The 24,698-nt window shown below is 69.7% G+C and carries 16 protein-coding genes and 1 pseudogene; 9 read left to right on the top strand and 8 right to left on the bottom strand.

Translation table 11 applies throughout. The features are described from left to right. The first annotated feature begins 1 nt into the window (after position 1). The gene (locus F4561_RS12165; protein ID WP_184578203.1) at positions 2 to 841 is read left to right on the top strand and encodes an alpha/beta fold hydrolase; all 840 of its coding nucleotides are present in this window, start codon (positions 2 to 4) and stop codon (positions 839 to 841) included. Between the two features lie 240 nt (positions 842 to 1,081). On the opposite strand, the gene F4561_RS12170 is transcribed toward F4561_RS12165, so the two are convergent. Both F4561_RS12170 and F4561_RS12175 read right to left on the bottom strand, forming a co-directional pair. Next, on the bottom strand, positions 1,082 to 1,414 hold the full coding sequence (locus tag F4561_RS12170) for a branched-chain amino acid transport AzlD family protein (protein ID WP_184578206.1): 333 nt from the start codon (positions 1,412 to 1,414) through the stop codon (positions 1,082 to 1,084). Beyond that, complete coding sequence (locus F4561_RS12175; RefSeq protein WP_312885229.1) at positions 1,407 to 2,105, bottom strand: AzlC family ABC transporter permease; 699 nt, start codon at positions 2,103 to 2,105, stop codon at positions 1,407 to 1,409. The genes F4561_RS12170 and F4561_RS12175 overlap by 8 nt, the downstream gene beginning before the upstream one ends. Positions 2,106 to 2,220: 115 nt before the next feature. Here F4561_RS12175 and F4561_RS12180 point away from each other — a divergent pair, with 115 nt between their 5' ends. Together F4561_RS12180 and F4561_RS12185 are read left to right on the top strand one after the other, a co-directional pair. Further along, positions 2,221 to 2,679 (top strand): Lrp/AsnC family transcriptional regulator, encoded by a 459-nt coding sequence (locus F4561_RS12180; RefSeq protein WP_184578210.1) that lies wholly within the window; start codon positions 2,221 to 2,223, stop codon positions 2,677 to 2,679. Between the two features lie 298 nt (positions 2,680 to 2,977). Continuing rightward, on the top strand, positions 2,978 to 3,463 hold the full coding sequence (locus F4561_RS12185) for a DUF3592 domain-containing protein (RefSeq protein ID WP_184578213.1): 486 nt from the start codon (positions 2,978 to 2,980) through the stop codon (positions 3,461 to 3,463). Between the two features lie 81 nt (positions 3,464 to 3,544). Here F4561_RS12185 and F4561_RS12190 read toward each other — a convergent pair whose 3' ends face one another. Then, a complete protein-coding gene (locus F4561_RS12190; RefSeq protein WP_184578217.1) occupies positions 3,545 to 4,195 on the bottom strand; it encodes a PadR family transcriptional regulator in 651 nt (216 codons plus the stop codon). A gap of 65 nt (positions 4,196 to 4,260) precedes the next feature. On the opposite strand from F4561_RS12190, the gene F4561_RS12195 reads away from it, so the two are divergent. After that, the gene (locus tag F4561_RS12195; RefSeq protein ID WP_184578220.1) at positions 4,261 to 4,974 is read left to right on the top strand and encodes a hypothetical protein; all 714 of its coding nucleotides are present in this window, start codon (positions 4,261 to 4,263) and stop codon (positions 4,972 to 4,974) included. 55 nt (positions 4,975 to 5,029) lie between these two features. On the opposite strand, the gene F4561_RS12200 is transcribed toward F4561_RS12195, so the two are convergent. Then, positions 5,030 to 6,247, bottom strand: a complete 1,218-nt coding sequence (locus F4561_RS12200; RefSeq protein WP_184578223.1) for a GDSL-type esterase/lipase family protein — start codon at positions 6,245 to 6,247, stop codon at positions 5,030 to 5,032. A gap of 260 nt (positions 6,248 to 6,507) precedes the next feature. Here F4561_RS12200 and pglW point away from each other — a divergent pair, with 260 nt between their 5' ends. From pglW to F4561_RS12215, 3 genes are all read left to right on the top strand, one after another. Then, positions 6,508 to 10,773, top strand: a complete 4,266-nt coding sequence (pglW, locus tag F4561_RS12205; protein ID WP_184578226.1) for a BREX system serine/threonine kinase PglW — start codon at positions 6,508 to 6,510, stop codon at positions 10,771 to 10,773. A gap of 247 nt (positions 10,774 to 11,020) precedes the next feature. Then, the gene (locus F4561_RS12210) at positions 11,021 to 16,477 is read left to right on the top strand and encodes an ATP-binding protein (protein ID WP_184578228.1); all 5,457 of its coding nucleotides are present in this window, start codon (positions 11,021 to 11,023) and stop codon (positions 16,475 to 16,477) included. A 317-nt stretch (positions 16,478 to 16,794) separates the two neighbouring features. Then, positions 16,795 to 16,995 (top strand): DUF6243 family protein, encoded by a 201-nt coding sequence (locus tag F4561_RS12215; protein WP_184578232.1) that lies wholly within the window; start codon positions 16,795 to 16,797, stop codon positions 16,993 to 16,995. Positions 16,996 to 17,270: 275 nt separating this feature from the next. Here F4561_RS12215 and F4561_RS12220 read toward each other — a convergent pair whose 3' ends face one another. The 4 genes from F4561_RS12220 to F4561_RS12235 form a co-directional block, all read right to left on the bottom strand. Continuing rightward, complete coding sequence (locus F4561_RS12220) at positions 17,271 to 18,416, bottom strand: RNA polymerase sigma factor (RefSeq protein WP_184578235.1); 1,146 nt, start codon at positions 18,414 to 18,416, stop codon at positions 17,271 to 17,273. A 6-nt stretch (positions 18,417 to 18,422) separates the two neighbouring features. Continuing rightward, positions 18,423 to 18,830 (bottom strand): YciI family protein, encoded by a 408-nt coding sequence (locus F4561_RS12225; RefSeq protein WP_184578238.1) that lies wholly within the window; start codon positions 18,828 to 18,830, stop codon positions 18,423 to 18,425. Between the two features lie 206 nt (positions 18,831 to 19,036). Further along, positions 19,037 to 19,600 (bottom strand): TetR/AcrR family transcriptional regulator, encoded by a 564-nt coding sequence (locus F4561_RS12230; RefSeq protein ID WP_221445466.1) that lies wholly within the window; start codon positions 19,598 to 19,600, stop codon positions 19,037 to 19,039. Beyond that, complete coding sequence (locus F4561_RS12235; RefSeq protein ID WP_184578241.1) at positions 19,593 to 20,429, bottom strand: alpha/beta fold hydrolase; 837 nt, start codon at positions 20,427 to 20,429, stop codon at positions 19,593 to 19,595. The genes F4561_RS12230 and F4561_RS12235 overlap by 8 nt, the downstream gene beginning before the upstream one ends. A 174-nt stretch (positions 20,430 to 20,603) precedes the next feature. Here F4561_RS12235 and F4561_RS33690 point away from each other — a divergent pair. Together F4561_RS33690 and pglX are read left to right on the top strand one after the other, a co-directional pair. Beyond that, a pseudogene (locus tag F4561_RS33690) lies at positions 20,604 to 20,840 on the top strand (DUF397 domain-containing protein); the annotation flags it as partial. Between the two features lie 40 nt (positions 20,841 to 20,880). After that, positions 20,881 to 24,591, top strand: coding sequence for a BREX-2 system adenine-specific DNA-methyltransferase PglX (gene pglX / locus F4561_RS12245; protein WP_184578244.1), 3,711 nt, complete (start codon positions 20,881 to 20,883; stop codon positions 24,589 to 24,591). Positions 24,592 to 24,698 lie beyond the last annotated feature (107 nt).

The raw sequence follows: 24,698 nt of genomic DNA on the forward strand, positions 1-24,698 counted from the left end.
CATGAACGACTGGCATCTGGAGAAGACCTACCGCAGCGCCTCGGGCGAGGTGCGCTGGGACCGCTTCGGCGATCCGGACGGCGAACCCGTCGTGTTGCTGCACGGCACACCGTTCTCCTCGTTCGTCTGGCGCGGCCCCGCCCGGGCGCTGGCACCGCACTACCGGGTCTACGTCTGGGACATGCCCGGCTTCGGGTCCGCGGAGAAGTCCGCGGATCAGGACATCTCGCTGGCCGCGCTGGGCGGTGTCTTCGCCGAGCTGTTGGATCACTGGGGGCTGGGCGAGCCCCTGGTGGTGGCGCACGACATCGGGGGAGCCGTCGCGCTGGGCGCCCATCTCGTGCACGGCGCGCGGTACCGCCGGTTGGCACTGGTCGACGTCGTTGCCCTGACCCCGTGGGGAAGCCCTTTCTACCGGCTCGTCGACGAGAACGCCGGTGTGTTCACGCAACTGCCGCCCAAGCTGCACGAGGCCCTGGTGCGGGAGTACGTGAGTTCGGCCAGCAGCCCGGGGCTGCACCCGGCCACGCTGGAGCGGCTGGTCGAGCCGTGGCTTTCCGGTGAGGGCCAGGCGGCGTTCTATCGCCAGATCAGCGGCTACCCCGAAGGCCGGCGCCACACCGACGAGCTGCGGGAGCGCTACGGCACGATCACCATCCCGGTCCTGGTGTGCTGGGGCGAGGACGACACCTGGATCCCCCTGGAGCGGGGCCGTGAGCTGGCCTCACGAATCCCGGGCGCGCGGTTGCGGATCATCCCCGGTGCCGGCCACCTCGTGCAGGAGGACCGCCCTGCCGAGCTCACCGCGGCCCTGCTCGACTTCCTGGGTGGGGTGGGCTGAGACTGCGGCGCCGCGCCGGCGAGCGGTCGCCGGCGGCCCTTCGTTCGGCGGTCCGCGGCACGCGAACCGGCCTGTTCGTAGTGCGCTGCGCGATCCAATTCGCCGGCGGTTGTCGGATTCGGCCGGGTATGGCCGTCCGGTGGCGTCATGGTGGACGGTCGTGGGTGAAGCGGCGGTGCGGGCGCCCGGCCCGCTTGGGGTACTCGCGCTCCGCAACCGAGCGCTGAACCCGCTGATGGTTCAGTGGGCGGCCAGGGTGCTGGCGAGGACCACGTGGACGGCGGTGCCGCCGAATATGGACAGCACGACGTTGCGCCGCCACAGGTGCAGGCCCACGGTGCAGGCGAGCGCCAGAACACTCGGCCAGGCCTGCTCGGGCACGTGCGGGCTGAAGGTGCGCAGGGTGTAGATGGCCAGAATGGCCATTACCCCGATCGGCATCGCCGTGGCGAGATAGGCCGCCAGCGGGCTGGACCGCAGGGGCGCGATGGCGGCGAAGGGCAGGGCACGCAGGGCCCAGGTGACGGCGACCGCGGTGAGCAGTGCGGCGATCAGGTAGCCGGTGTCAGGCATGCGCAGCCTTTCTGCGTGTCCAGGCGTAGTGGGCCAGCAGGCCGGCGATGAACAGGGTGAAGGCGGCGAGCAGCATCTGGGCGGGGACGACGAACCTGCACAGCAGTGCGCACACCACGGCCAGCACGACGGTGCCGATGTCGCGGCGGCCGCGGAAGGCGTCGATGGCCAGGACGGTGAACAGGGCGGTCACCGCGAAGTCCAGGCCGGTGATGTGGGCGGGGATGGTCGAGCCGAGCAGGGCGCCGGTTGTCGCCCCGCCGGCCCAGTACAGGTGGATGAACACCTGGAGCCCCAGGATGCGGCGGCCGGGGTAGCGCTGTGCGGCCGGGCCGGTGGTGACGGTGTAGGCCTCGTCGGACAGCGCGAAGGTGCTGTATGCCTTGCCGAGGCGCCCGCGGACCCGGTGCAGCGGAAACGACAGCGCGTAGAACACGTGTCTGGCGTTGACCAGGAACGCCGTCACCGCGACCGAGGTGAGCGGCGCGGAGGCCGTGACCAGACCGAGGAACAGGAACTCCAGCGATCCCGCGTAGATGAAGCCGGAGAAGATGCTGGCCCACCACCAGGCGAGCTCAGAGTGGGCGACCAGGACGCCGAAGGCGACGCCCATCGGGAACGCGCCCAGGCCAACGGGGCCGGAGTCGTTCAGTGCCCGCTTCAGGTCGGCGCCGGGGCCGCTCTCAGTCACGGCGGTGGTCCGGCGGGGTGGCGGCGGTATGTGCGCGCAGAGGCGGTGCCATACGCACTATTCTAGAAAGAATTCCTGGTCATATGGTTTCAAAATGAAAACCTAGACTTGACCTATGAGCAATGGATACGAACTCGATCAGCTTGATCGAGACATTTTGTTTCAGCTCCAGCGGGACGGTCGGTTGACCAATGTGGAGCTGGCCAAGCGGGTGGGGCTGACACCGCCGCCGTGCCTGCGGCGGGTCCGCAGGTTGGAGGAGGCCGGGGTTATCACCGGTTACCGGGCCCGCGTCAGTCCCGAGGCGATGGGGTGCGGGCTGGAGGTCACGGTCTCCGTTGAGGTCTCGGTTAGCGATTTGGAGACCCTGGAGCGGCTGGAGTCCACGATCGCCGCCTACGACGAGGTTGTCGAGTTCCGCCGGGTGTTCGGCACCCCCGACTACTACCTGCGTGTCCTGGTCGCCGACTACGCCGCCTACGAAGCGTTCCAGACCAACAAGATCATCGGGATCCCCGGTGTCGCGCGTGTGATCTCCCAACCCACGATGAAGAAGATCAAGGTCGTCGACTGAGTCGGCGGTCCTCGCCAACACCCCGCGGCACGGCGCGGGCAGCGGGGTGCCCGAACCCTCACTGAGCCGTTTCCTTTCTGCAATGCTGCGGTTTCTGCGTTTCTGGTCTGCTGTGGGGATCCGGGCCGTGCGGACCGTTCTGCGCTGGCGCGAAGGGCGCGGCGTTCGGGGGGTGAACCGTTGCGGATGAGGCCCGTGGCCCTGGCGCTGTGTGGAGGTGGGGAACCGCGGCAGGCGCGGCGACGTCGGAGTGCGCGGAGCAAACCTGGTCGATAGTGAGACGAACAGGAAGGTAGCCGTGAAGTCGAAGCGGAAGCGCACCAAACGGAAACTCAGCCTGGGAGGCACCGTCCTCACCTGGGGAATCATAATCTTCATCGCCGGGGTCATTGGGGTGATCGTCGGCATGACCGACTACACCGACCACACGGAAACCGTCGAGGCCGACGTGTCCGAGCGGCAGGTTGAGGTCAACTACGACGACGATGGGGACCGGACCGGTGAGGACATCACGATCTATGTCGACTATTCCGCCGAGGGCACGGACTACACCAGCGTGGTGCTCAACGGCCTCAACACCGATGGCTACCAGGAGGGCCAGGATCTCACTGTTGCCTATGCGCCGGATGATCCCGGGCACGTGGTGACGCCGGAGAGTACGGAGGAGGGCGCCTACGATTTCGCGCTCTACCTGGGCATCGTCGGAATCGGGGTGTCGGTGTTTGTGATCGCCGGCGGCGCCGGGCTGCTGTACCTGAAGAAGCGGGGCCGATTGCGGGTCTGATGCCGGGGGCAGGGCGGCTCCCCTGGTGCCGGCCGTGGACCAGGGGAACGGCCGGTCGGGTTGCCGCGGTGGCGCGCGGGCTCACTGGTCAGGGTCGTTTCCCAGCGCGAGATCGCGTAGGTGGTCGGCGGTGGCGATGAGGTGTTGGGTGTCCCAGGTGAGGGTTCCGTCGCGGAGTTGCTCGATGGTGGCGTCGATCCACGCGAGCTCGGCGCGGGCCATGGCCACCGTGTAGCTCTCCTCGATGAGCAGGACCCGGGGCAAGGGGGACGCGGCCAGGTCGGCGGCACGGGCCTCGATGGTGGGGACCAGTGTGGCTCGGCGTGCTTGGAGCAGGTCTGCGGCCGTTGCGGGGCTGGTCAGGGACAGGAAGGCCAGGGCCGCCGTGAACCGGGGGAACTCCTGGACCGGGTGGGCGAGGGTGTCATGCAGCCAGCCGAAGAGGGTGCGTGTGCCCGACTCGGTGATGCGATAGGCCACGCGGGCGGGGTAGCTCCCGGCGGTGCCGCCCGGGTCCTCGGGGGTGAGCTCCTCGACAAGTCCGTCGCGTGCCAGGCGGTGCACCACCTGTTGGACGCTGCTGCGCTGGGCCACGTTGACCACCTTGTCCTTGCCGCGCTCTTTGATCATCTGGTGCATCCGGTAGGGGTGCGTTGGTGCCTCGTAGAGCAGGGCAAGCACCACCAGTGCCAACGGTGAGCGCAGGGGGGTCGCAGACAAAGACTCATCCATAGACATAGTATAACTAGACAGAGAATGTACTCGGTCTGTTGCTTCCGATCTATGGAGTTTGTCTGATGGCTTCCCGGGCCGCCCCCGCACCCCGGACCACGGTGCGCACGCCGCGTTGGGCCGCGGTGGGTCTCGTGCTTGGCACAGTGTGTTACATCGTGCCCACGATCGTGCACGGAAACCCGCCGGTGGAGTCGGCGGAAGGGACCCTGCGCTGGGTCGCCGACCGCCCGAGCTGGCGCATCATGCATATGCTCAACATCGCGGCGATCCTGCTGTGGGCGGTGTCACTGGGTGCACTGCACCCGCCTAAGGCACCGGATCCGGTGAAACAGGCGACACGCACAATCACCACCATCGCCGCGGCGGTGTTCGCCACCTACTTCAGTCTGCACGCGATGGCCCTGTCAGTCGCGGCGGACCGGTTCACCACCGGCGAGGTGCCCCGGGCTGAAGTACTGGCGCAGACCGAGGCTGTGCTGCTCGTGCTCGGCGCGGTGGCGTTCACCGCACAAGCGCTCCTCGGACTGGCGATCCTGCTCAACGGCCTCACCCTGGCCACCGGCGGGCAGTACCCCCGTTGGCTCGGCGGCACCGCGGTGGTCGCCGGCGCGGGATGGATGATCGGGGCCCTGCTCGTCGACATCGACCGGATCGTCGTCCCGTTCACCGCGCTGACCTGGATTTGGACCTTTGTCATGGCCATCGCCGTGTGGCGGTACACCGCAAACGCTGGCACGGTCGAGCCGGAGCCGGGCGCCGGCGAGGGCGCGGGCTAGGGCAGGCGGCTGCCCCAGCCCGCGCCGAGCGGGCTACGCGCTGCTCGCGTGCGTTTCAGGTGGGCTGGACGGTGAAAGGCCCGTCGGCGCCGAAGGCCAGCGCGGCGAAGCGTTCGCCGATGCGGCGGTGTGTGGCGGCGTCCGGGTGGAGCTGGTCGGGCAGCGGCAGCTCGGCGAAGTCGGCCGCGCCGTAGAGGTCCCGGCCGTCAAGGTAGTGCAGGTTGGGGTCGTCGGCCGCTCGCTGCTGCACGATGCGGGAGAGCTCCGCACGGATGACGTTGAGGGTCAGCTTGCCCGCGGCCTGCTCTGCGGGGTCCCCCGTAGCGCGGAACCGCAGTCTTCCGGCTTCGAGGTCGCTGAAATCCGGGGTGCTGGGGCCGGGGGTGTCCTCGTGAATGGGGCAGTGGATCGGGGAGACGACCAGCAGCGGCGTGTGCGGGTGGCCCTCGCGGACGGTGTCGAGGAAGCCGTGCACGGCCGGGGTGAAGGCGCGTAGTCGCATGACGTCGGCGTTGACCAGGTTGATGCCGAGTTTGAGGCTGATCAGGTCGGCGGGGGTATCACGCAGGGTGCGGGCGGTGAACGCGTCGAGCAGGGCGCTGCCGCCCAGACCGAGGTTGACCAGTTCCACGCCGCCGCGGGAGGCGGCCAGGGCCGGCCAGGTCGCGGTGGGGCTCGCGGCGTCGGAGCCGTGGCTGATCGAGCTGCCGTGGTGCAGCCACACCCTGCGGCCCTGCTGCGGCGGCGCCTCGACGGGGGCGTCGGTGCGCAGCGCGACCAACTGGGTCATCTCGTTGTGGGGCAGCCAGATCTCGACGTCCTTCACCTGCTCGCCCAGCCCGGTGAAGGTGACGGTGCCGACCGGGCCCTCCTGGGTCTGCGATGACCCGTTGGCCATGTCCACCGTCAGTACGTTGCCGCCGGTCACGCTGGCCTGGCCGGCCAGGCGGCCGTCGACGAGCAGGTCGTAGACCCCGTCCGGGCGGGGCGGGGCGCCCTGGTAGGCCATCTTGGTGCGCAGCGTGTCCAGCTCGACGGTGGTGGCCCGGGTGCGCACCACCAGTCGTACCCCGGAGGGTTGGGCCTCGGCCAGGGCGAGTTGGCCGTCGGGGCTCTGCGCGCGGGCCCAGGCGGGCAGCCGGTGCGGCTGCAGCCCGTGCGCGGTGCGCTCCAGGTCGAGGGCGCCCCGCAGGAGGTCGGCGGTGATGGGAGTGGTGATCCGGGGCCTCGTCCGGGTGGCCGAATCGGAAACGGGTTCGTGCTGGCTGTCCATGAGTTCAGCTTGGCAACCGGACACATGGCGCCGCACCCTGTTTTTCTGTGTTGCTGTCTCGCTGCTTACCGTCGCGGACGTGTCCGGGCGGATCCGAGCGGGAGCTGCCGAAGGCGGCTGCGGGCGGCACGCTGTTGGGATCCGCGCGAGCCGGGTGGACCCGGGTGGCCGGTCCCGGCGCGTGGATCGGGTGGCGAGCTTATGTCCTTGTCACCCCCTATTCTGGCCCCGAAGTCACAAGGGGTGGGAGAGGCGTCTCAATGGCCGATCGGTGGTGGGGGCAGCGTTCCGAGTACGTGTGGGAGCAGGAGGCGCTGGACCACATCAGGGCGCAGATGCCGGACCACGGTGACTACCGGGCTTGGCAGTGTTTCTCCTTCACCGCCGGCACCGGCCGTATCCGCGAGTGCGACCTGTTCATCGTCACCCCGGTGGGCGCGTTCCTGGTGGAGATCAAGAGCCACCCGGGACGCGCCACCAACCGGGGGAGTACCTGGTTCTTCGACGGGGAGCGCCGTAAGGTCATCGACAATCCGCTCCATCTCACGAACCAGAAGGCCAAGGAACTCAAGAGCCGGCTGGAGTGGGCTGCGCGGGAACTTAAGATCCACGACTACCACTCGCCGTTTTTCGAGGCCGCGGTCTTCCTTTCGGCGCCGGATCTGCGCTGCGAGTTCGACGGCAACCAGAGCCAGCATGTCTATGGGCGCGACGGGCTGGAGAAGCAGACCGGTCTCGACGGGATCTGGTCGGGTCTGCTCAACAACCCCACCGGTCGCGCCAGGCCGGGCACAGTGTTCCAGCGCAATGTGTCCCGGCTGATGCAGAAAATCGGTGCCCAGGCCATCCGCCGGGGCCTGGAAGTCGCCAGCTACACCTTGGACAGCCGCGCCTTCGACAGCGGACCGACCTGGACCGACTACCTCGGCCAGCACACGGTGCTCAAGAGCAAGCAGAGCCGGGTGCGGATCTACCACTACCGTGCGGCCGACAGCGACGCCGCTCGGGACTCGGTCAAGCGCGCGGCCGACCGCGAGTTCCGCTCGCTCGACGGCATCGCGCACGAGGGCATCGTCAAGGCGGAGCACTACGGCGAGTTGGAGGACCGCGGCCCGGCCATCGTGTTCTCCCACCGGACAAGCTGGCAGCGCCTTGACCACTTCATCCAGGAGAACGGCTCGGAGGTGGACATCTTCACCCAGGTGGAGATGGTGCGCCAGCTCGCCGAGGCGGTTGACCACGCCCACCGCAACCGGTTGTTCCACCGGGCGCTGGCCGCCCGGAGCGTCTGGGTGGAGATGGACGGCCGTTACCCGCGCCTGCGTATTGCCGACTGGCAGGTGGCGGCCCGCCGAGGAACCACGTTAACCAGCGGAGGCCACACCACCGACCACAGCGGCGCCCGGCACCTGGGGGCGCGGGTGTTGGCCGACCATGTCGAGGCGGCCGCGCAGGCGTATCTGGCGCCGGAGTTCCCCGCGTTCGACGGTGACCCGCGCGCGCTCGACATGTTCGGGCTGGGAGCGCTGGCCTACCTGGTCTTCACCGGGCGTCCGCCGGGCACTGACCGCTATGAGGTCAGCGAGCAGATCCGAGCGCACGGGGAGCTCACCCCGGCCGCGGTCAACGACGATGTCGCCCCGGTCATGGACACGTTGGTGCGCGAGGCCACCCGGCGCGAACCAGGAGAGCGTACCCGACCCCCCCGCGACTTCCTGCGCCGTGTCGACGAGGTCGAGGAGTACCTCGCCCGCCCTGACGCCGTCACCGACCCGCTCACGGCGGTCAGGGGCCAGGAGATCGTCGACGGCTGGACAGTGAAGAGCGTCCTGGGCAAAGGCGCCACATCGCGTGCGCTACTGGTGGAACGCGACGGTGCCCAGCGGGTCTTCAAAGTGGCGGTCGACCGGAACGGCGCCGCGCGCAAACTCAAGGCGGAGGCCGCCCAGCTCGCGCGGTTGCGCAACCACCGCATCGTCGCAATGCTCGGCGACGGGCCCCTGGCCATCGGTGAGCACACCGCTGTGCAACTGGAACTGGCCGGGGATCTCACGCTGGCCGACTACCTGCACATGGCGGGCGGTCTCGGGATCGAGGAGCTGCGGCGGTTCGGTGCGGACCTCTTCGAGGTCGTCGACTACCTGGAGGACCGCCAGGTCCCCCATCGCGACATCAAACCCGCCAACGTGGGGGTGCGCGAACGCAGCAAGAAGAGGCGCGAGCTCGTCCTGTTCGACTTCTCGCTCGCCGGGGCCGACCCCGCCGACACCCGAGCGGGAACGCCCGGCTACCTCGACCCGTTCTTGGATCTCGACGAGCCGCGCCGGCGCTACGACGCCGCTGCGGAGCGCTACGCTCTGGCGGTCACCCTGCACGAGATGGCCTCGGGGGAACTGCCGGTCTGGCACGAGGACGGTGTCGACCTTCGCTTCCTGCCCTCAGATGTCGAGTTGCCGCGGTTGGCTGAGGAGAGTTTCCCCGACCAGTTGCGCAAGCCGCTGACCGTGTTCTTCCGGCGGGCTCTGCACCGCCGGCCCGAGCACCGGTTCGACACCCTCGACGAGATGCGCGGGGCGTGGGAGAAGGCCTTCCAGGTACCGGCGGAGCGGCCGATCACCACGCCCGACAGCGCCGGAACGGATGCGCTGGACGACGAGGCGACCCGGCTGCGCAACGCCGAGGCTGCCACCGCCGAGACCCCGCTGTACCTCGCGGGGCTGGCCCCCCGAGCCCTGGACGCCGCCACCCGGGTGTTGCGTTGTGAGACGGTGGGTGACCTTCTCGCCCGGCCCGCTGCCGACCTGCGCCGGGTGCGCGGGGTCACCTACCAGGTGCGCAATGAGCTGGCGGCCCAGGTCAACCGGTGGCGCACGCGGTTGGCGGCGGCCGAACCGCTCGACTCCTCTGTCACGGTCCGGCTTGCCAGCGGGGGCGAGGAGGACGAGCGCGCTCTGGCCAAGAAGCGGGCCAGCCTCGACAAGGTGATCCGCCAGTTCCTGCCCAAGAGCACCGACCAGAACAGGTCCTGGGTGCGGGTTACCCGTGAGCTGCTGGGCCTGCCTGAGGATGTCCCTGCGGTTCCGGGGTGGCCCACCCAGAAGGAGGCCGCCCAGCGGCTCGGCCTGAACCAGGTGCGTGTCTCCCAGCAGGTGGCCAAGGCGCGCCAGCACTGGAAGAAAACCGAGCTGCTCGCGGCCGTGCGCGACGACGTCGTCGCGATCCTGGGGCGCCACGGGCGGCTGCGTGAGGCCCGCCAGATCGCTGAGGAGCTGCTCAGCATGCGCGGGTCCTCGCTGGAGGTGTTCGAGACCCGCCAGGCCTACGCGCTGGCCGCGGTGCGCGTGGTCGCTGAGTGCGAGGAACGCGAAGAGAACCCGCGGTTCGTGCTGCGCCGGCTGCGCGGCAACTCCAGTGTGCTGGTCGCTCAGGTCATCGACGACGATCCCGGTGTCCCGGTCGAGGCCGACCTTCTGGACTACGCGGTGGCGCTGGGCAAGGCTGCCGACCGGATGGTGGACGTCGGGGACGGGGCTCCACTGCCCTCTCCGGGTGATGTGCGTGCCAGGCTGCGCGCTGTGCCCACCGGTGAGGGGATGACGCTGCTGTCCGACGTCGACCTGGTGACCTTGGCCGCCGCCGCCTCGGAACACGCCAGGGCTACTGCCCGCCTGGAGCTCTACCCCGACACGCTGGGCTTGGACCGCGCACTGAGCCTTACCCAGACCGCCAGCTACCTGGGCGGGCCCGGTGTCACCCCGCAGCAGATCCGCGACCGCGTACGGGCGCGCTTCCCCCAGTTGGCCATCCCCGACGACGGCGAACTGTGGAGGCTGCTGCGCGCCGACTTCAAGAAGTTGCAGCGGCGGACCGATACCGACGGTGCGGAGTACTGGTACCTGCCGAGCGTGCTCAGCACCGCCTCCACGGGCACGCTGACCGCCCAGGGCGGCGGACCGGTGGCGGCCCCCGCCGAACACCGGGCGGCCGAGCGCCGTCTCGGCGAGGCCGTGGCCAGGGGTGGCTACCTGGCGGTCAAGACCTGGCTGGGCGACACCGAGCGGGTCACCGCCAGACTCAGCGCCCGCACCGACATCGCGGCGGTTGACGTTTCCGCTGAGTTCGTCACGATCCTGACCGGCATGATCGAGGAGTTCGGCGGGCCGCCCTGGAGCATGGTGGTCAACGCCGACACCCCCGAAACGCCGCCCGAGCTGGCCAACATGGCGGCCGAGGCGGGCACACACCTGGCCGACCGCATCCGCCAGGCAGGCACCGATCGGGTCGTGCTGCTGTACAACGCCACCCCGCTGGGCCGCTACCCGGCGGTCCGGGCGCTGCTGCGTACGCTGTCGCAGCAGGCGCGCGACAGCGGCACAGCCCCCTACGGCCTGTGGGTGCTGTGCCCGATGCGCACCCCTCAGGGCCCGGCCATGCTGGACGGCGAACCCGCTGAGACCATCACCGAGGCCGAGCAGTTGGAGGTCCCACGAGGGTTCGCGGCCGAAGCCGCGGCCCTGGCGGGCTGATACGGGACGCCGCGGTGCGGCTGGTCCCGATGCGCTCGCGGTTGCGGCCGTGCCGGGTGAAGCGAGGAGTGGGAACCCGGGCGGGTGGGGCGGCCGGTGGTTTTGGATGATTCCCACAACTACAACCGGGCAGCCTCCGTTGGCTGCGGCATGGCATTGGTGGGTCGTTAGACGACAGGGTTGAACATTGTGGCAGCCGTGTCGCGGCGTGCGCGCAGTCTTTTGGTCAATGGAAGGGGTCCGTTCGGTGTTCAGTCGTGTCGCCATTGTCAACCGTGGTGAGGCCGCCATGCGGCTCATCCATGCCGTCCGCGACCTGGCCGCTGAGACCGGGGCCCGGATCGAGACCGTGGCCCTGCACACTGATGTCGACCGTACGGCCACATTCGTGCGCGAAGCCGACCTGTCCTACGACCTCGGAGCCGCGTCCGCGCGCCCCTACCTAGACCTGGCGGTGCTGGAACGCGCGCTGGTGCGGACCGGGGCCGATGCCGCGTGGGTGGGCTGGGGCTTCGTTGCCGAGGACCCGGCGTTCGCCGAGCTGTGCGAGAAGGTCGGCGTCACCTTCATCGGGCCGAGCGCGCAGGCCATGCGTACGCTCGGCGACAAGATCGGCGCGAAGCTGCTCGCCGAGGAGGTCGGGGTGCCGGTCGCGCCGTGGAGCCGCGGCGCCGTCGAGACCCGTGAGGGCGCTGTTGAGGCCGCCGACAAGATCGGCTACCCGCTGATGCTGAAGGCGGCCGCTGGCGGCGGGGGGCGGGGCATCCGCGTGGTCACCAGCGAGGCCGAGCTCGCGGAGGCCTACGAGCGCACCAGCCAGGAAGCCGCGCGGGCCTTCGGTAGCGGTGTGGTGTTCCTGGAGCGCCTGGTCACCGGCGCCCGCCATGTCGAGGTTCAGGTGATCGCCGACGGCCACGGCAGTGCGTGGGCGCTGGGGGTGCGCGACTGCTCGGTGCAGCGGCGCAACCAGAAGGTCATCGAGGAGTCGTCCTCGCCGGTGCTCAGCCCTGAGCAGGAGGGCGAGCTCAAGGCCTCGGCCGAACGGTTGGCCGTCGCGGTGGGCTACTGCGGTGCGGCCACCGTCGAGTTCCTCTACCACCCCGGCGAGAAGCTGTTCGCGTTCCTGGAGGTCAACACCCGCCTGCAGGTCGAGCACCCCATCACCGAGTCCACCACCGCCTTCGACCTGGTCAAGGCGCAGCTGCACGTGGCATCGGGCGGCAGCCTGGAGGGCGAGCCCCCGGTGGAGCGCGGGCACGCTGTCGAGGCCCGGCTCAACGCCGAGGACCCCGACCGCGACTTCGCGCCCTGCCCGGGCCGCATCGCGCGGCTGGACCTGCCCGCCGGGCCGGGTATCCGGGTGGACACCGGTGTCAGTGAGGGCGACACCATCCCCACCGACTTCGACTCGATGATCGCCAAGATCATCGCCTACGGCCGCGACCGCGAGGAGGCGCTGGGCAGGCTGCGCCGGGCGATGGCGCAGACCACCGTGGTCATCGAGGGCGGGGCGACCAACAAGAGCTTCGTGCTGGATCTGCTCGACCGGCCCGAGGTGATCGGGGCCAGTGCCGACACCGGCTGGATCGACCGGGTGCGCGGCGAGGGCGGGCTCGTTCCGCACCGCCACTCCGGTGTCGCTCTGGCCGCCGCCGCGATCGAGGCCTACGAGGAGGAGGAACGCGTCGAACGGCAGCGGTTGCTGTCGACGGCCTCCGGCGGGCGCCCGCAGGTGCGCCACGAGAGCGGCCGGCCCCTGGACCTCAAGCTGCGCGGCGTCAGCTACCGCGTGCGCGTCGCGCGGGTGGGTGCGCACCGGTTCCGCGTCGGTATCGAGGCCGGCGGCGACGCGCGCACCGCCGAGGTCGAGCTCGACCGTTTCGACCAGCACACCGGGCACATCATCGTCAACGGCACCCGCTACCGCCTGCTCACCGGCACCCACGGGCCCACCCACCTGGTCGAGGTGGAGGGTGTGACCCACCGGGTCAGCCGCGACGAGGGCGGCGTTGTGCGTTCGCCCGCGCCCGCCCTGGTGGTGGCCACGCCGCTGCAGGCCGGCGCCGAGGTCGAGGCGGACGCGCCGGTGCTGGTGCTGGAGAGCATGAAGATGGAGACGGTGCTGCGGGCGCCGTTCAAGGCGCGGCTGAAAGAGTGCGTCGTCTCCGTGGGCAGCCAGGTCGAGACCGGTGCGGCGCTGCTGCGGCTGGAGCCGATGGCTGATGCCGAAACCGAGGACACCTCGGCTGCCGCGCCGGCCGAGCTGGACCTGCCCGCCGCCAGTGAGGACACTCCGGCGCCGCGGCGGCTCGCGCGGGCCCGGGAGGACCTGCGCAGTCTGCTGCTGGGTTACGACGTCGACCCGCACGACGAACGCCGGGTGCTTGACGACTACCTCGCCGCGCGCCGGGGGGCCGCCAACGGCCACCGGGTCCTGGCCGAGGAGATCGGGCTCCTCGACGTGTTCGCCGACCTCGCCGAGCTGAGCCGCAACCGTCCGGTGGGCGAGGACGGCGGCGGCGACACCCGCGTGCACAGCCCTCGCGAACACTTCCACACCTACCTGCAGAGCTTGGACGTCGAGCGGGCGGGGTTGCCCGAGGCGTTCCAGGCCAAGCTCGCCACGGCGCTGGGGCACTACGGCGTCGCCGAGCTGGAGCGCACCGCCCAGCTCGACGCCGCGGTGTTTCGGATCTTCCTCGCCCAGCAGCGCGCCTCCGCCGACGCCGGGGCCGTCGCGGCGCTGCTGCGCGTGTGGCTGCAGGAGCCGCCGCCCGAGGAGGCGCTGCGCGAGCCCGCCGGGCGCGCGCTGGAGCGGCTGGTGGCCGCCACCCAGGTGCGTTTCCCCGCGGTCGCCGACCTGGCGCGCGGTGTGGTCTTCGCCTGGTTCGGCCAGCCGCTGCTGCGCCGCAACCGCGCCCGTGTCTACGCCGGTGTCCGCAAGCACCTGCGCTACCTGGACGCCCACCCCGATGCGCCCGACCGTGCCGAGCGCATCGCCGAGATGGTGGCCAGCACCGAGCCGCTGGTGCGGCTGCTGGGGCAGCGGCTGCTGCGCGACGACCGGGACAACACCGTCATGCTGGAGGTGCTGACCCGGCGCTACTACGGCAATAAGCCCCTGGCCGAGGTGCGCACCAGCCGGGCCGCGGGCTGCGAGTTCGTGGTCGCCCAGCGCGCGGACTCCAGCGTGGCCTCCACCGCGGTGAGCTTCGAGGCGCTGGGCAGCGCTCTGCGTGGGCTCGCCGAGCTGGCCGGCGGCCAGGACTCCGTGGACGCCGACATCTACCTCGCCTGGGAGGACCAGCCCGCGGACTCCGAGGACATGGCGGCCGCGCTGGGTGGGGTCCTGGCCGCGCACCCGCTGCCCGAAGGGGTGCGCAGGCTCACCGCCACCGTCGCGGGCCGCAGCGGCGCGGTGATGCACCAGCACTTCACGTTCCGCCCCGCGGCAACCGGGATGGCCGAGGACCGGCTCATCCGCGGCCTGCACCCCTACATCGCGCAGCGGATGCAGATGGAGCGGCTGAGCAACTTCGACCTCACCCGGCTGCCGTCCTCGGACGAGGAGGTGTTCCTGTTCCAGTGCGTGGCGCGGGAGAACCCCTCCGACGAGCGCCTTGTCGCGTTCACGCAGGTGCGCGACCTGACCGAGTTGCGCGAGCACGACGGCAGGCTGGTCGCGCTGCCCACGGCCGAGGACGCCGTCGCCGCCTGCCTCGACTCGATCCGCCGCGTCCAGTCGCGCCGGCCCGAGAAGAAGCGCTTCAGTACCAACCGGATCGTGGTCTACGTGTGGCCACCCAGCGAGATCACCCGCGCGGAGCTGGACACGATCGCCAACCGCGTGCTGCCCACGACCGCCGGCGCCGGGCTGGAGGAGATCCTGGTCATCGCGCGTCAGCGCGACCCCGCCACCGGCGAGCTGACCAAGATCAGCGTGCGGGTGACCTTCGACACCACCGGCGGCACCGAGCTGACCGTGGGCGATCCGCCCACCGAACCAGTCGAGCCGCTGGACGACTACCGGCAGAAGGTGCTGCGCGCCAGCAGCCGCAACACCGTCTACCCCTACGAGCTCACCGGGCTGCTCGGCGACTTCGTCGAGTACGACCTCGACGACAGCCACGCGCTGGTGCCGGTTGAGCGGCCCAAGGGGCGCAACACCGCCGCGATCGTCGCCGGTGTGGTCACCACCGCGACCCGGCGCCACCCGCAGGGCGTGTCCCGGGTGGTGCTGCTCGGCGACCCGACCAAGTCGCTGGGGGCGCTCTCCGAGCCGGAGTGCCGCCGCGTGATCGCCGCGCTGGATCTGGCCGAGCGCATGGGGGTGCCGCTGGAGTGGTACGCGCTGTCGGCCGGTGCGCGCATCTCCATGGAGTCGGGCACCGAGAACATGGACTGGGTGGCCGCGGCGCTCAAGCGCATCGTCGAGTTCACCCAGGACGGCGGTGAGATCAACATCGTGGTCGCCGGCATCAACGTGGGTGCGCAGCCGTACTGGAACGCCGAAGCGACGATGCTCATGCACACCAAGGGCATCCTGGTGATGACGCCGGACTCGGCGATGGTGCTCACCGGTAAGCAGTCGCTGGACTTCTCCGGCGGTGTCTCGGCCGAGGACAACTTCGGTATCGGTGGCTACGACCGGGTGATGGGTCCCAATGGGCAGGCCCAGTACTGGGCGCCCAGTCTGGCCGGCGCGCGTGATGTGCTGATGCGCCACTACGACCACACCTATGTGGCACCCGGTGAACGGGCGCCGCGGCGGGCGGACACCACCGATCCCGCCGGCCGCGACATCCGGGACTTCCCGCACGCCGTGGAGGGCAGCGACTTCACCACCGTCGGCGAGATCTTCTCCGCCGAGACCAACGCGGAGCGCAAGAAGCCTTTCGACATCCGCACCGTGATGCGGGCGATCTCCGACCAGGACCACCCGGTGCTGGAACGCTGGGCGGGCATGGCCGACGCCGAGACCGCGGTGGTCCAGGACGCCCACCTGGGTGGTACGCCGGTGTGCCTGCTGGGTATCGAGTCGCGGTCGGTGCAACGGCACGGGTTCCCGCCCACGGACGGCCCCGACGCCTACACCGCGGGCACCCTGTTCCCGCGGTCGTCGAAGAAGGCCGCGCGGGCGATCAACGCGGCCAGCGGCAACCGGCCGCTGGTGGTGCTGGCCAACCTGTCGGGTTTCGACGGGTCACCGGAGTCGATGCGCAAGCTGCAGCTGGAGTACGGCGCCGAGATCGGCCGCGCGATCGTGAACTTCAGCGGGCCCATCGTGTTCTGCGTGGTCTCGCGGTACCACGGCGGCGCGTTCGTGGTGTTCTCCAAGGCGCTGAACCCGAACATGACCGTGCTGGCGGTGGAGGGTTCCTACGCCTCGGTGCTGGGCGGGGCGCCGGCCGCCGCGGTCGTGTTCTCCGGGGAGGTCAACGCCCGCACCGCCGCCGATGAGCGCGTGCGCGAGTTGGAGGCCCGGGTGGCGGCGGCCTCTGGCGCCGACCGGGCGGCACTGACCGCCGAGCTTGATGAGCTGCGCTCCTCGGTGCGCGCGGAGCGGCTCGGGCAGGTGGCGGCGGAGTTCGACGGGGTGCACGACATTCGCCGCGCGGTCGAGGTGGGCTCCGTCGACGCGGTCGTGGGCGCCGCGGAACTGCGCCCGCGCATCATCGAGGCCGTCGAGGCCCGCCTGGGCTGAGCCCGAGGCTTCCGGGGTGTGGCGATGGGGCACGGTGGGGGTGCCCCATCGCCACACCCCGGTGCGTGAACACCCGGACCTGCCGGTGAAGGCGCCCTTGGTCCGGGTGCCGGGAAAAGAGCCCCGGGGAGGCCCGGTGCGGCCGGCGGTGTCGGGGGCTGTGCGCGAAAAAGCAGATGCCGCGCCTCCCGGGTTCGGGATACTTTTACGGCTATGCTGCACTTTCGCTTCGTGAAGCTCCGCGGGAAGACCCGGCGGGGCATGGACGGCTCCCACCAGACGTTTTCCGGACCGCCTCGCATCACGTTGGAGTATTCATGGCCAAGCGCCACAATCCTCTTCTCGGCCTAGGTGAAGGACGCACGAAGCCGTCCCCCTCCGATCGGCAGGACTCCGGTCCCGGCTCTGCCCGTAACGACGCCCGCGCTTCGGCCGGCGACCACAAGCAGGAACTGCTGCGCAAGATGCGCGAGCGCGCCCAGGCGGAGCAGCCCGCCGAGGCTGACAAGGAAAGCTGAGCCAATCACCCGGGGGTCGGCGCGACGCGGTGCCGCGTCGCGCCGACCCCCGGGTGTGTCAGGGACACGGCCCCGGCTGGGGCGGCCCGCGGGAGAGCCGCGCACAACGTCAGCGTGCCTGAGCGGATCCGCTGCGTTACACGCGGACCAGCTCGCGCTGCTGTGTGACCGGGAGTTTCGGCACAACGAGCATGCCGCCTTCCCGCGCAGCGGCCAACGCTTATGCGGACCGTCCTATCGGGTCGGGGAACGCCTGCCCCGTTTTGAACGGCCGCTTACCGGCGCAGCCGCGCGTTGAGCCGTGCGGCCTGTCGCGTGAGGTGGTCGCGTTCGGGAAGGTTGGACGCTGAGCGGGCGGCTTCGGCGTAGAGCCGTGCTGCGGTGGCTGGGTTCCCGTCACGCTCGTGCAGGTACGCCGCGGCGGCAGAGTAGCGGGGCAGGGCGGGGTCGAGCTCCGCCAGAGCGGCCAGACCGGCCCGCGGGCCGTCGGCCTCGCCGAGCGCGACAGCGCGGTTGAGGCGGGCCACCGGGCTGTTGGTGAGGCGCACCAGTTCGTCGTACCACTCGACGATCTGCACCCAGTCGGTCTCCTTGGCCGCGCGGGCGTCGGCGTGCAGCGCGGCGATGGCGGCCTGGGCCTGGAACTCGCCCAGGCGGTCGCGGGTAAGGGCTGCCTGGAGCACGTCGACGCCCTCGGCGATCAGGCGGGTGTCCCACAGGCCGCGGTCCTGCTCGGCAAGAGGAACGAGCCTGCCGTCGGGGCCGGTCCGTGCCGGGCGCCGTGCGTGGTGGAGCAGCATGAGCGCGAGCAAGCCCGCCACCTCCGCATGATTGGTCCTGGCCCCCAGTTGGCGCGTGAGCCGGATCGCCTCGGCGGCGAGGTCGACGTCGCCGGAGTAGCCCTCGTTGAAGACGAGGTAGAGCACGCGCAGCACCGTGGCGACGTCACCTGGGTGGTCGAACCGCACGGATGAGAGGCTCCGCTTGGCCCGGCTGATGCGCTGGGCCATGGTCGCCTCCGGCACCAGGTAGGCCCGCGCGATCTGACGCGTGGTCAGACCGCCGACCGCGCGCAGCGTGAGCGCGACCGCCGAGGCCGGCGTCAGGGATGGGTGCGCGCACAGGAAGTACAGCTGGAGCGTGTCGTCGGCCATCTCGCCCGGGCCGGGCATGGGCTCGCTCTCGACGCGTACCTCGCGGTGCCGCCGGGAGGTATCGGCGCGGGCGGCGTCGAGGAACTTGCGCCAGGCCACGGCGACCAACCAGCCCTTGGGATCCCGCGGCGGATCACCCGGCCACACGTGCACCGCTTCGACCAGGGCGTCCTGCACGGCGTCCTCGGCCGCCGCGAAGTCGGCTCCGCGGCGGACGAGGACGGCGATCACGGTGGGGGTGAGGGTCCGCAGCAGGTCCTCATCCACCGTGCATCACTCCGTGATGGTCTCGGGCGCGGCCAGGAACGGGCGCACCTCGAGCCACTCGTGGATCGGCTCGCCACCCGCCCCCGGAGCCGCGGACAGCTCACCGGCCAGTTCGAGCGCCCGCTCGTAGCTCTCGACGTCGATCACCATCCAGCCGGCGATCAGATCCTTGGTTTCGGCGAAGGGACCGTCGGTGACCGGCGGCCGCCCCTCGCCGTCGTAGCGGACGAATGTGCCCTCCGGGGACAGCGCCTGGCTGTCGACAAACTCACCGGTGGCCTCCAGCCGGGCGGCGAAGTCATCCATGTACTGCACGTGGGCCGAGATCTCCTCCGGCGCCCACTTCTCCATCGGCACGTCGTTGACCGAAGCCGGCGCGCCCCGGTAGTGCTTGAGCAACAGGTACTTGGCCATCGTGCTCTCCTTGGTGCGGTACAGCCCATTGCGGCCGTGTCCACCCCGGGGGACGGAGCCGCGCGCGGATTCTCGACATCCCACCGGGAGTTTTTTGAGCGGGCTTCGAAGACTCCGCGGCCGAACCGGCCGGAAACGGCACGACCAGGGTAGGGCGCAGGACGACGCCACCGGGAATGCGGCGATCGTCGACGGCGGCAGCGTTCTCAACCAGCGCGCAGGCCCCGGTCGGCGAAGGCGATCAGCCACTCGAAGCTCTCGTCGATGTCGACGCTCCATTGGAATCCGTTGGCCGCCTGCAACGTGGCGAAGCCGTGGCAGAGGCTGCGGAGCATGCGCAGGGCGTGGTCCGCGTCGGTCTCTTTGATCTCGTACCCGCGCAGGACCGCCGTGAACGCGCCGAGCAGCCGCTGGCCCGCGGTGGCCAGCGGATCGTCCGGGCCGGACGGTTCCACGCCGATCGTCGCGGCGTACCGGCCGGGGTGCTCCACGACGAAGGCGCGGAAGGCGCGCGCCGCGGCCGCCAGGGCGTCGCGGCCCGCGTAGCCCTGGACCGCGCCGCCGACAGCGTCGGCGGCCTCGCTCAACGCCAAGGCCGCGATGCGCCGGTTGAGGTCTTCCTGGCCGCTCACGTGCTTGTACAGCGACGGGGTACGTACGCCCACCCGCTCGGCCAGCAACCCCATTGTCAGGTTGGCCGGACCGACCTCGTCGGCGAGGGCGGCACCGGCCGCGACCACGGCCGCCGGGTCCAGACCGGCCCTAGGCACGGGCGGCGTCCGATCGGAGGAAGGCGAGCATGAGCGAAACAACCTGGTCGGGGAACTGGTCGTGCGGGTAGTGCCCGGCACCTTCGATCATCTCAAGGCGGCCGAGGCCCGAGGGCAGGGCGTCAACGATCGCTGAGCCCTCGGCGTGTGGGTCGGCCCAGTCGGGGTCGAGCGTGCCCATCACGACCAGGACCGGGCAGTCGACGTTGCCGAGCTGCGCGCCGGCGTCGGTCGGGGCGCTGCGGCCCATGCCCTGCAGGGCCTTCATCCGGTCCGGTTGGCGCAGCAGGGAGTCGACGCGGCCGAGCCGCTCGGCCCAGTCGGCCGGCTTAACGCCGGGGTAGGCCGTGTCGAGGTACGAACGCCAGAGCGGCACGCTGCCGAAGACGCCCGCGCCGAGTAGCCGCAGCATGCCCCGCCGGAAGCGTTTCACCCGCAGGTCGCCGAGGCGGATCGACTGCTTGCGGGTGAACGGCGCCAACTCGACGACGTTGGTGACCAGCGAAGGCTCCTGCGCAGCGGCGATGGTGGCGGCGCCGCCGGAGATCGAGTGGCCGACGAGCACGGCCGGGCCGCCCAGGTGGCGGATTACGGCGAGCAGGTCGCCGGCGATGGCGGTGCGGCTCCAGGCCGGCCAGTCGGTGCTGGACTCGCCGCAGCCGCGCAGATCGACCGCGGCGACCCGGTAGCCCGCCGCCACCAGCGGCGGGATCACAGCGCGGTAGGCGGCGCGGCTGTCGCCCATGCCGTGCGCGAGGACGATCAGCGGGCCGGACCCCGCCACCTCGTAAGCGAGCGTGCCGCCGTCGACGGCGAGGTACTCGGTCATGACAACCCCCAGCAGCTAAATATATTAACTAAAAGCTAATGCCATTAACCAATCCTGTCAACGCCGCGCCCGTCCGGTCCGGACGGGCGCGGCGCCGGGGCACGCGGATCCATCGGCGCCGCGACGCACCGCGCCAACCCGGGGCGCGAGTAACAACGTAGGCGGAAGAGCGGCTGCAGCGGCGCGAACGAGAACTGCGTCGAGGTCGCCGACGACCTCCCCGGCGCTGCTGCGGTGCGCGACTCCAGGCAATCGGACGTCGCCCAACTGACCTTCACCGCCGCTGAGTGGACGGCGTTCCTGTGCGAGGTGCGCCAGCAGCGACAACGGGTCGGTGCCGGCGGAGGAACGCCCCGGCGCCAGCCTTTTCGCAGCGTGGTTCCGGCGACGAAGCGTCACCGCGATCGGTGACAATGATGGATCGGCTTCCCCTTCTCCACCAGGAGTGTCAGTGATCGACCACGCATCGTTGCTCAGGGACCTGAAGCGCCAGGTTTCCGTCCTTGAGGAGGATCTTCGGGAGCGCAGCGAGGACCCCCAGGCTGTCAACGAGAGCTCCGGAAGATCCTTCGAGGAGGAGCTGAAGGTCGAGCACCACCGGGCGTTCCAGGCGGAGCGCACGGCCGCGACCTACGGTGAGTGGCGGGACGAGCGGGTCACCCAGGCGGCGGTGGCCTGGGCGCTGTCGACAGTGTTCGTGCGGTTCTGCGAGGACAACCGGCTGCTGGACCGGCCCTTCATCGCCGGACCGCGGGACGGGGACAACCGCTACGACATCGCTCAGGAGCTCAAGGACGCCTGGATCCTGGCCGAGCGGCAGCGCGCCCCGGAAGCGGCCGAGCGCACCGACCGCGACTGGTTGGTGCACTCCTTCGACCAGATGAGCGTCTCTCCGGTGGTGGCGGGGTTGTTCGACCGGGCGCACAACCCGATGTGGATTATCGCTCCCTCCCACCAGGCCGCCAAGAACCTGATCGGCTTCTGGCGACGGGTGGGCGATGACGGACACCTGGTGCACGACTTCACCGACCCCGGGTGGGACACCCGGTTCCTGGGAGATCTGTACCAGGAGATGTCGGAGGCGGCACAGAAGAACTTCGCATTGCTGCAGACGCCCGAGTTCGTGGAGGAGTTCATCCTCGACCACACCCTGGAACCGGCGATCGCGGAGTTCGGGCTGGACGGCAACCGGATCTACCAGGAGAAGAGCCCGGGTTTCCGGCTGATCGACCCCACGTGCGGCTCAGGGCACTTCCTGCTGGGAGCGTTCCATCGGCTGCTGGAGAAGTGGCGTGACGCCGAGCCCGGGCTTTCGGACTGGGACCTGATCGCCCGGAGCCTGCGCAGCGTGCACGGGGTGGACAAAAACCCGTTCGCCGTGGCGATCGCCCGCTTCCGGCTGCTGACCGCGGCCATGAAGGAAGGCGGGATCACCTCCCTGTCTGCCGGGAACCCGGATTGGCCACTCGTGGTGGCCGCAGGGGACTCGCTACTCCATGGAGAAGGCGCCTATGGGCTCCAACTCACCACGGAACAACGGGAAGTCCACACCTATCGGACAGAAGACGTTCTTGAGTACACGGGGGAAGAAAGCTTTCACCTGCTGGCGACCGGAAGTTACCACGCGGTGGTCGGAAACCCGCCCTACATCACGGTCAAGGACAAACAGGAGAACCAGAACTACCGGAAGGCGTACAAGGACGTCTGCTCCGGAAAATACGCCCTTACGGTGCCGTTTGCCAAACGTTTTTTCCAACTGGCGTTCAACAAAGGGGACCGAAGGGTCGAGCATTCTGGGTTCGTTGGCCAGATCACCGCGAACTCTTTCATGAAGCGCGAGTTCGGAAAGAAACTGATCCAGGACTACTTCCACACCAAGGTCAACCTCACCCACGTCATCGATACCTCAGGCGCCTACATCCCCGGACACGGAACACCGACAGCCATCCTCATCGGGCGTAACAGTGTGTGGAGCCCCGGCAGCACGGTCCGTGCGGTACTGGGAATCCGGGGAGAGCCGGCCCAGCCGAACAACGCCGCCGAAGGTTTGGTCTGGCAAGCGATCGTCGGTCAGATCGAGAGTCCGGGAAGCGAGAGCGAGTGGGTGAGTGTCGCTGACCTGGACCGAGAAAGCCTGCGTTCCCATCCGTGGAGTCTCAGCGGAGGCGGGGCGGTGGGGGTGATGGAAGTTTTGGGTTCCCCTTCACTGAAACCGCTCCGGGAAGTATCTGAATCGATAGGATTTTCAACGGTCACTGGATTCGATGATGTATACGGAAGCAAATCTCCGCCCACCGCGTGGTCGAACCAAGGGATCCCGGTCCGCCGTTTCGTGACTGGCGACGCATTGCGCGACTGGGGGTACGGGGGAAACTGGATAGCGTGGCCTTACCGCGGAAGAACCGCGATCCCGGAAATGGGCAACTCTTCCCTCCTCTGGCCAATGCGTTCCATCCTGCGAACCGGCCTCATGTTCGGCAAGACCCGCGAACAAAGAGGAATGAGCTGGTTCGAGTACACGATGCACTCGTGGGACCGGTTCGAAGCTCCGGCCTCGATTGTATTCGCCTTCCTTGCCACGCATAACAACTTCATTATTCGCAAGAAAAACGACCTGACCGTCTGCAACCACTCTGCGCCTGTGATCAAACTTCCCGCGGACGCCGCAGAGGAGCAGCACCTGGAGCTACTCGGGGTACTGAACTCCTCAACAGCATGCTTCTGGCTAAAGCAAGTGAGCCACAATAAAGGAAGCACAGTGGACACGAAGGGGGCGCGCCAGACGGCCACCCCCTGGGAGAACTTTTACGAGTTCACCGGCACCAAACTCCAAGAGTTTCCCCTGCCGCCGGCCCTTCCCCTCTCCCTCGCCAAAGAGCTCGACTCCCTGGCCCAGCGCCTCTCCTCCCTCGAACCCTCCGCTGTCGCGGAGTCGGCCACTCCCACCCGCCCCCGCCTCAACGACGCACACGCGGAACACGCCTCCACCCGCACGCGGATGATCGCGCTCCAAGAGGAACTGGACTGGGACGTCTACCACCGCTACGGCCTGATCACCGACGACGAGCACGCCGAGCTGGTCATTCCCGACACCGCCGACGTCCCCGGAACCGACCTAGGTGAGCGCGCCTTCGAGATCGTGCTCGCGCGCAAGATGGCGACCGGCGAGGTGGACACCGAATGGTTCAACCGGCACGGCTCCATCCCCGTCACCGAAGTCCCCTCCCACTGGCCCGAGGACTACAAGAAGGTCGTGGAGAGGCGGATCGAGCTCATCGGGTCCCGCAAGGACATCGCGCTCATCGAGCGCCCCGAGTGCAAGCGGCGCTGGCAGTCCGAGCCGTGGGAGAAGAAGGAGAAGACCGCCCTCAAGTCGTGGCTGCTGGACAAGTGCGAGGACCAGGAACTCTGGTTCCGGCCCGACGACCAGGGTGAAGTGCGGCCCCACACCCTCTCCGTGCTGGGCCTGGGCAACCGGCTGCGCGAGAAGCACCCCGAAGCCGTCGAGGTGGCCGCCCTCTTCGATCCCGACAAGGACTTCTCCGGCGTGATCACGGAGATCGTGGCCACCGAGCATGTGCCCCACCTCACCGCACTGCGCTACAACGAACCCGGGTTGCGCAAGCGCGGGGAGTGGGAGCACGTCTGGGACCTGCAGCGCGCGGAGGACGCCCTTAACGCCGACCGCGCCGAAGGGGAACCGGAGAAGCGGCTCTCCCCGGCCATCCCGGTCCCGCCGAAGTACAAGTCCTCCGACTTCCGCAAGACCACCTACTGGGCCAACCGCGGCAAGCTCGACGTGCCCAAAGAGCGGTTCGTGTCCTACCCGGGCGCCGAGACAGACCAGGACGCTTCCCTTGTCCTCGGCTGGGCCGGCTGGAACCACGCCGAGCAGGCCGAAGCGCTGGCCACCCTTGCGATCGACCGGGTCGAGGAGCACGGCTGGGCCGAGGACAAGGACACGATGACGCCGCTGGTGGCCGGCATCGCCGAGCTGATGCCGTGGGTGCGGCAGTGGCACTCCGACCCCGACGAGTACGGGCGGAGCATGGCCGACTACCTCTCCGAGGACCTGGAGCAGCTCAAGACCGCCACCGGGGCCACCGCCTCCGACATGGAAGCATGGCGGCCCACCACCACCCGGGGCAGGAAGAAGGGGTGACCGCGGGGCCTCCGGGGGTCAAGCTCCGCAGGCCCCTGCCCTTTCGGGTTCGCTGTGCGCCGATGCGGCAACTACCGGAGCCTGCCGGCGGCAGTGGCCATAGTGTT

The sequence above is a fragment of the Lipingzhangella halophila genome (assembly GCF_014203805.1).
GTDB lineage: Bacteria > Actinomycetota > Actinomycetes > Streptosporangiales > Streptosporangiaceae > Lipingzhangella > Lipingzhangella halophila.

What these genes read in the sequence shown, in the direction of transcription:
- F4561_RS12165 (WP_184578203.1), top strand. Translation starts at nt 2, where the DNA reads ATGAACGACTGGCATCTGGAGAAGACCTACCGCAGCGCCTCGGGCGAG.
- F4561_RS12170 (WP_184578206.1), bottom strand. Translation starts at nt 1,414, where the DNA reads ATGCCTGACACCGGCTACCTGATCGCCGCACTGCTCACCGCGGTCGCC.
- F4561_RS12180 (WP_184578210.1), top strand. Translation starts at nt 2,221, where the DNA reads ATGAGCAATGGATACGAACTCGATCAGCTTGATCGAGACATTTTGTTT.
- F4561_RS12190 (WP_184578217.1), bottom strand. Translation starts at nt 4,195, where the DNA reads ATGGATGAGTCTTTGTCTGCGACCCCCCTGCGCTCACCGTTGGCACTG.
- F4561_RS12195 (WP_184578220.1), top strand. Translation starts at nt 4,261, where the DNA reads ATGGCTTCCCGGGCCGCCCCCGCACCCCGGACCACGGTGCGCACGCCG.
- F4561_RS12200 (WP_184578223.1), bottom strand. Translation starts at nt 6,247, where the DNA reads ATGGACAGCCAGCACGAACCCGTTTCCGATTCGGCCACCCGGACGAGG.
- pglW (WP_184578226.1), top strand. Translation starts at nt 6,508, where the DNA reads ATGGCCGATCGGTGGTGGGGGCAGCGTTCCGAGTACGTGTGGGAGCAG.
- F4561_RS12215 (WP_184578232.1), top strand. Translation starts at nt 16,795, where the DNA reads ATGGCCAAGCGCCACAATCCTCTTCTCGGCCTAGGTGAAGGACGCACG.
- F4561_RS12225 (WP_184578238.1), bottom strand. Translation starts at nt 18,830, where the DNA reads ATGGCCAAGTACCTGTTGCTCAAGCACTACCGGGGCGCGCCGGCTTCG.
- F4561_RS12235 (WP_184578241.1), bottom strand. Translation starts at nt 20,429, where the DNA reads ATGACCGAGTACCTCGCCGTCGACGGCGGCACGCTCGCTTACGAGGTG.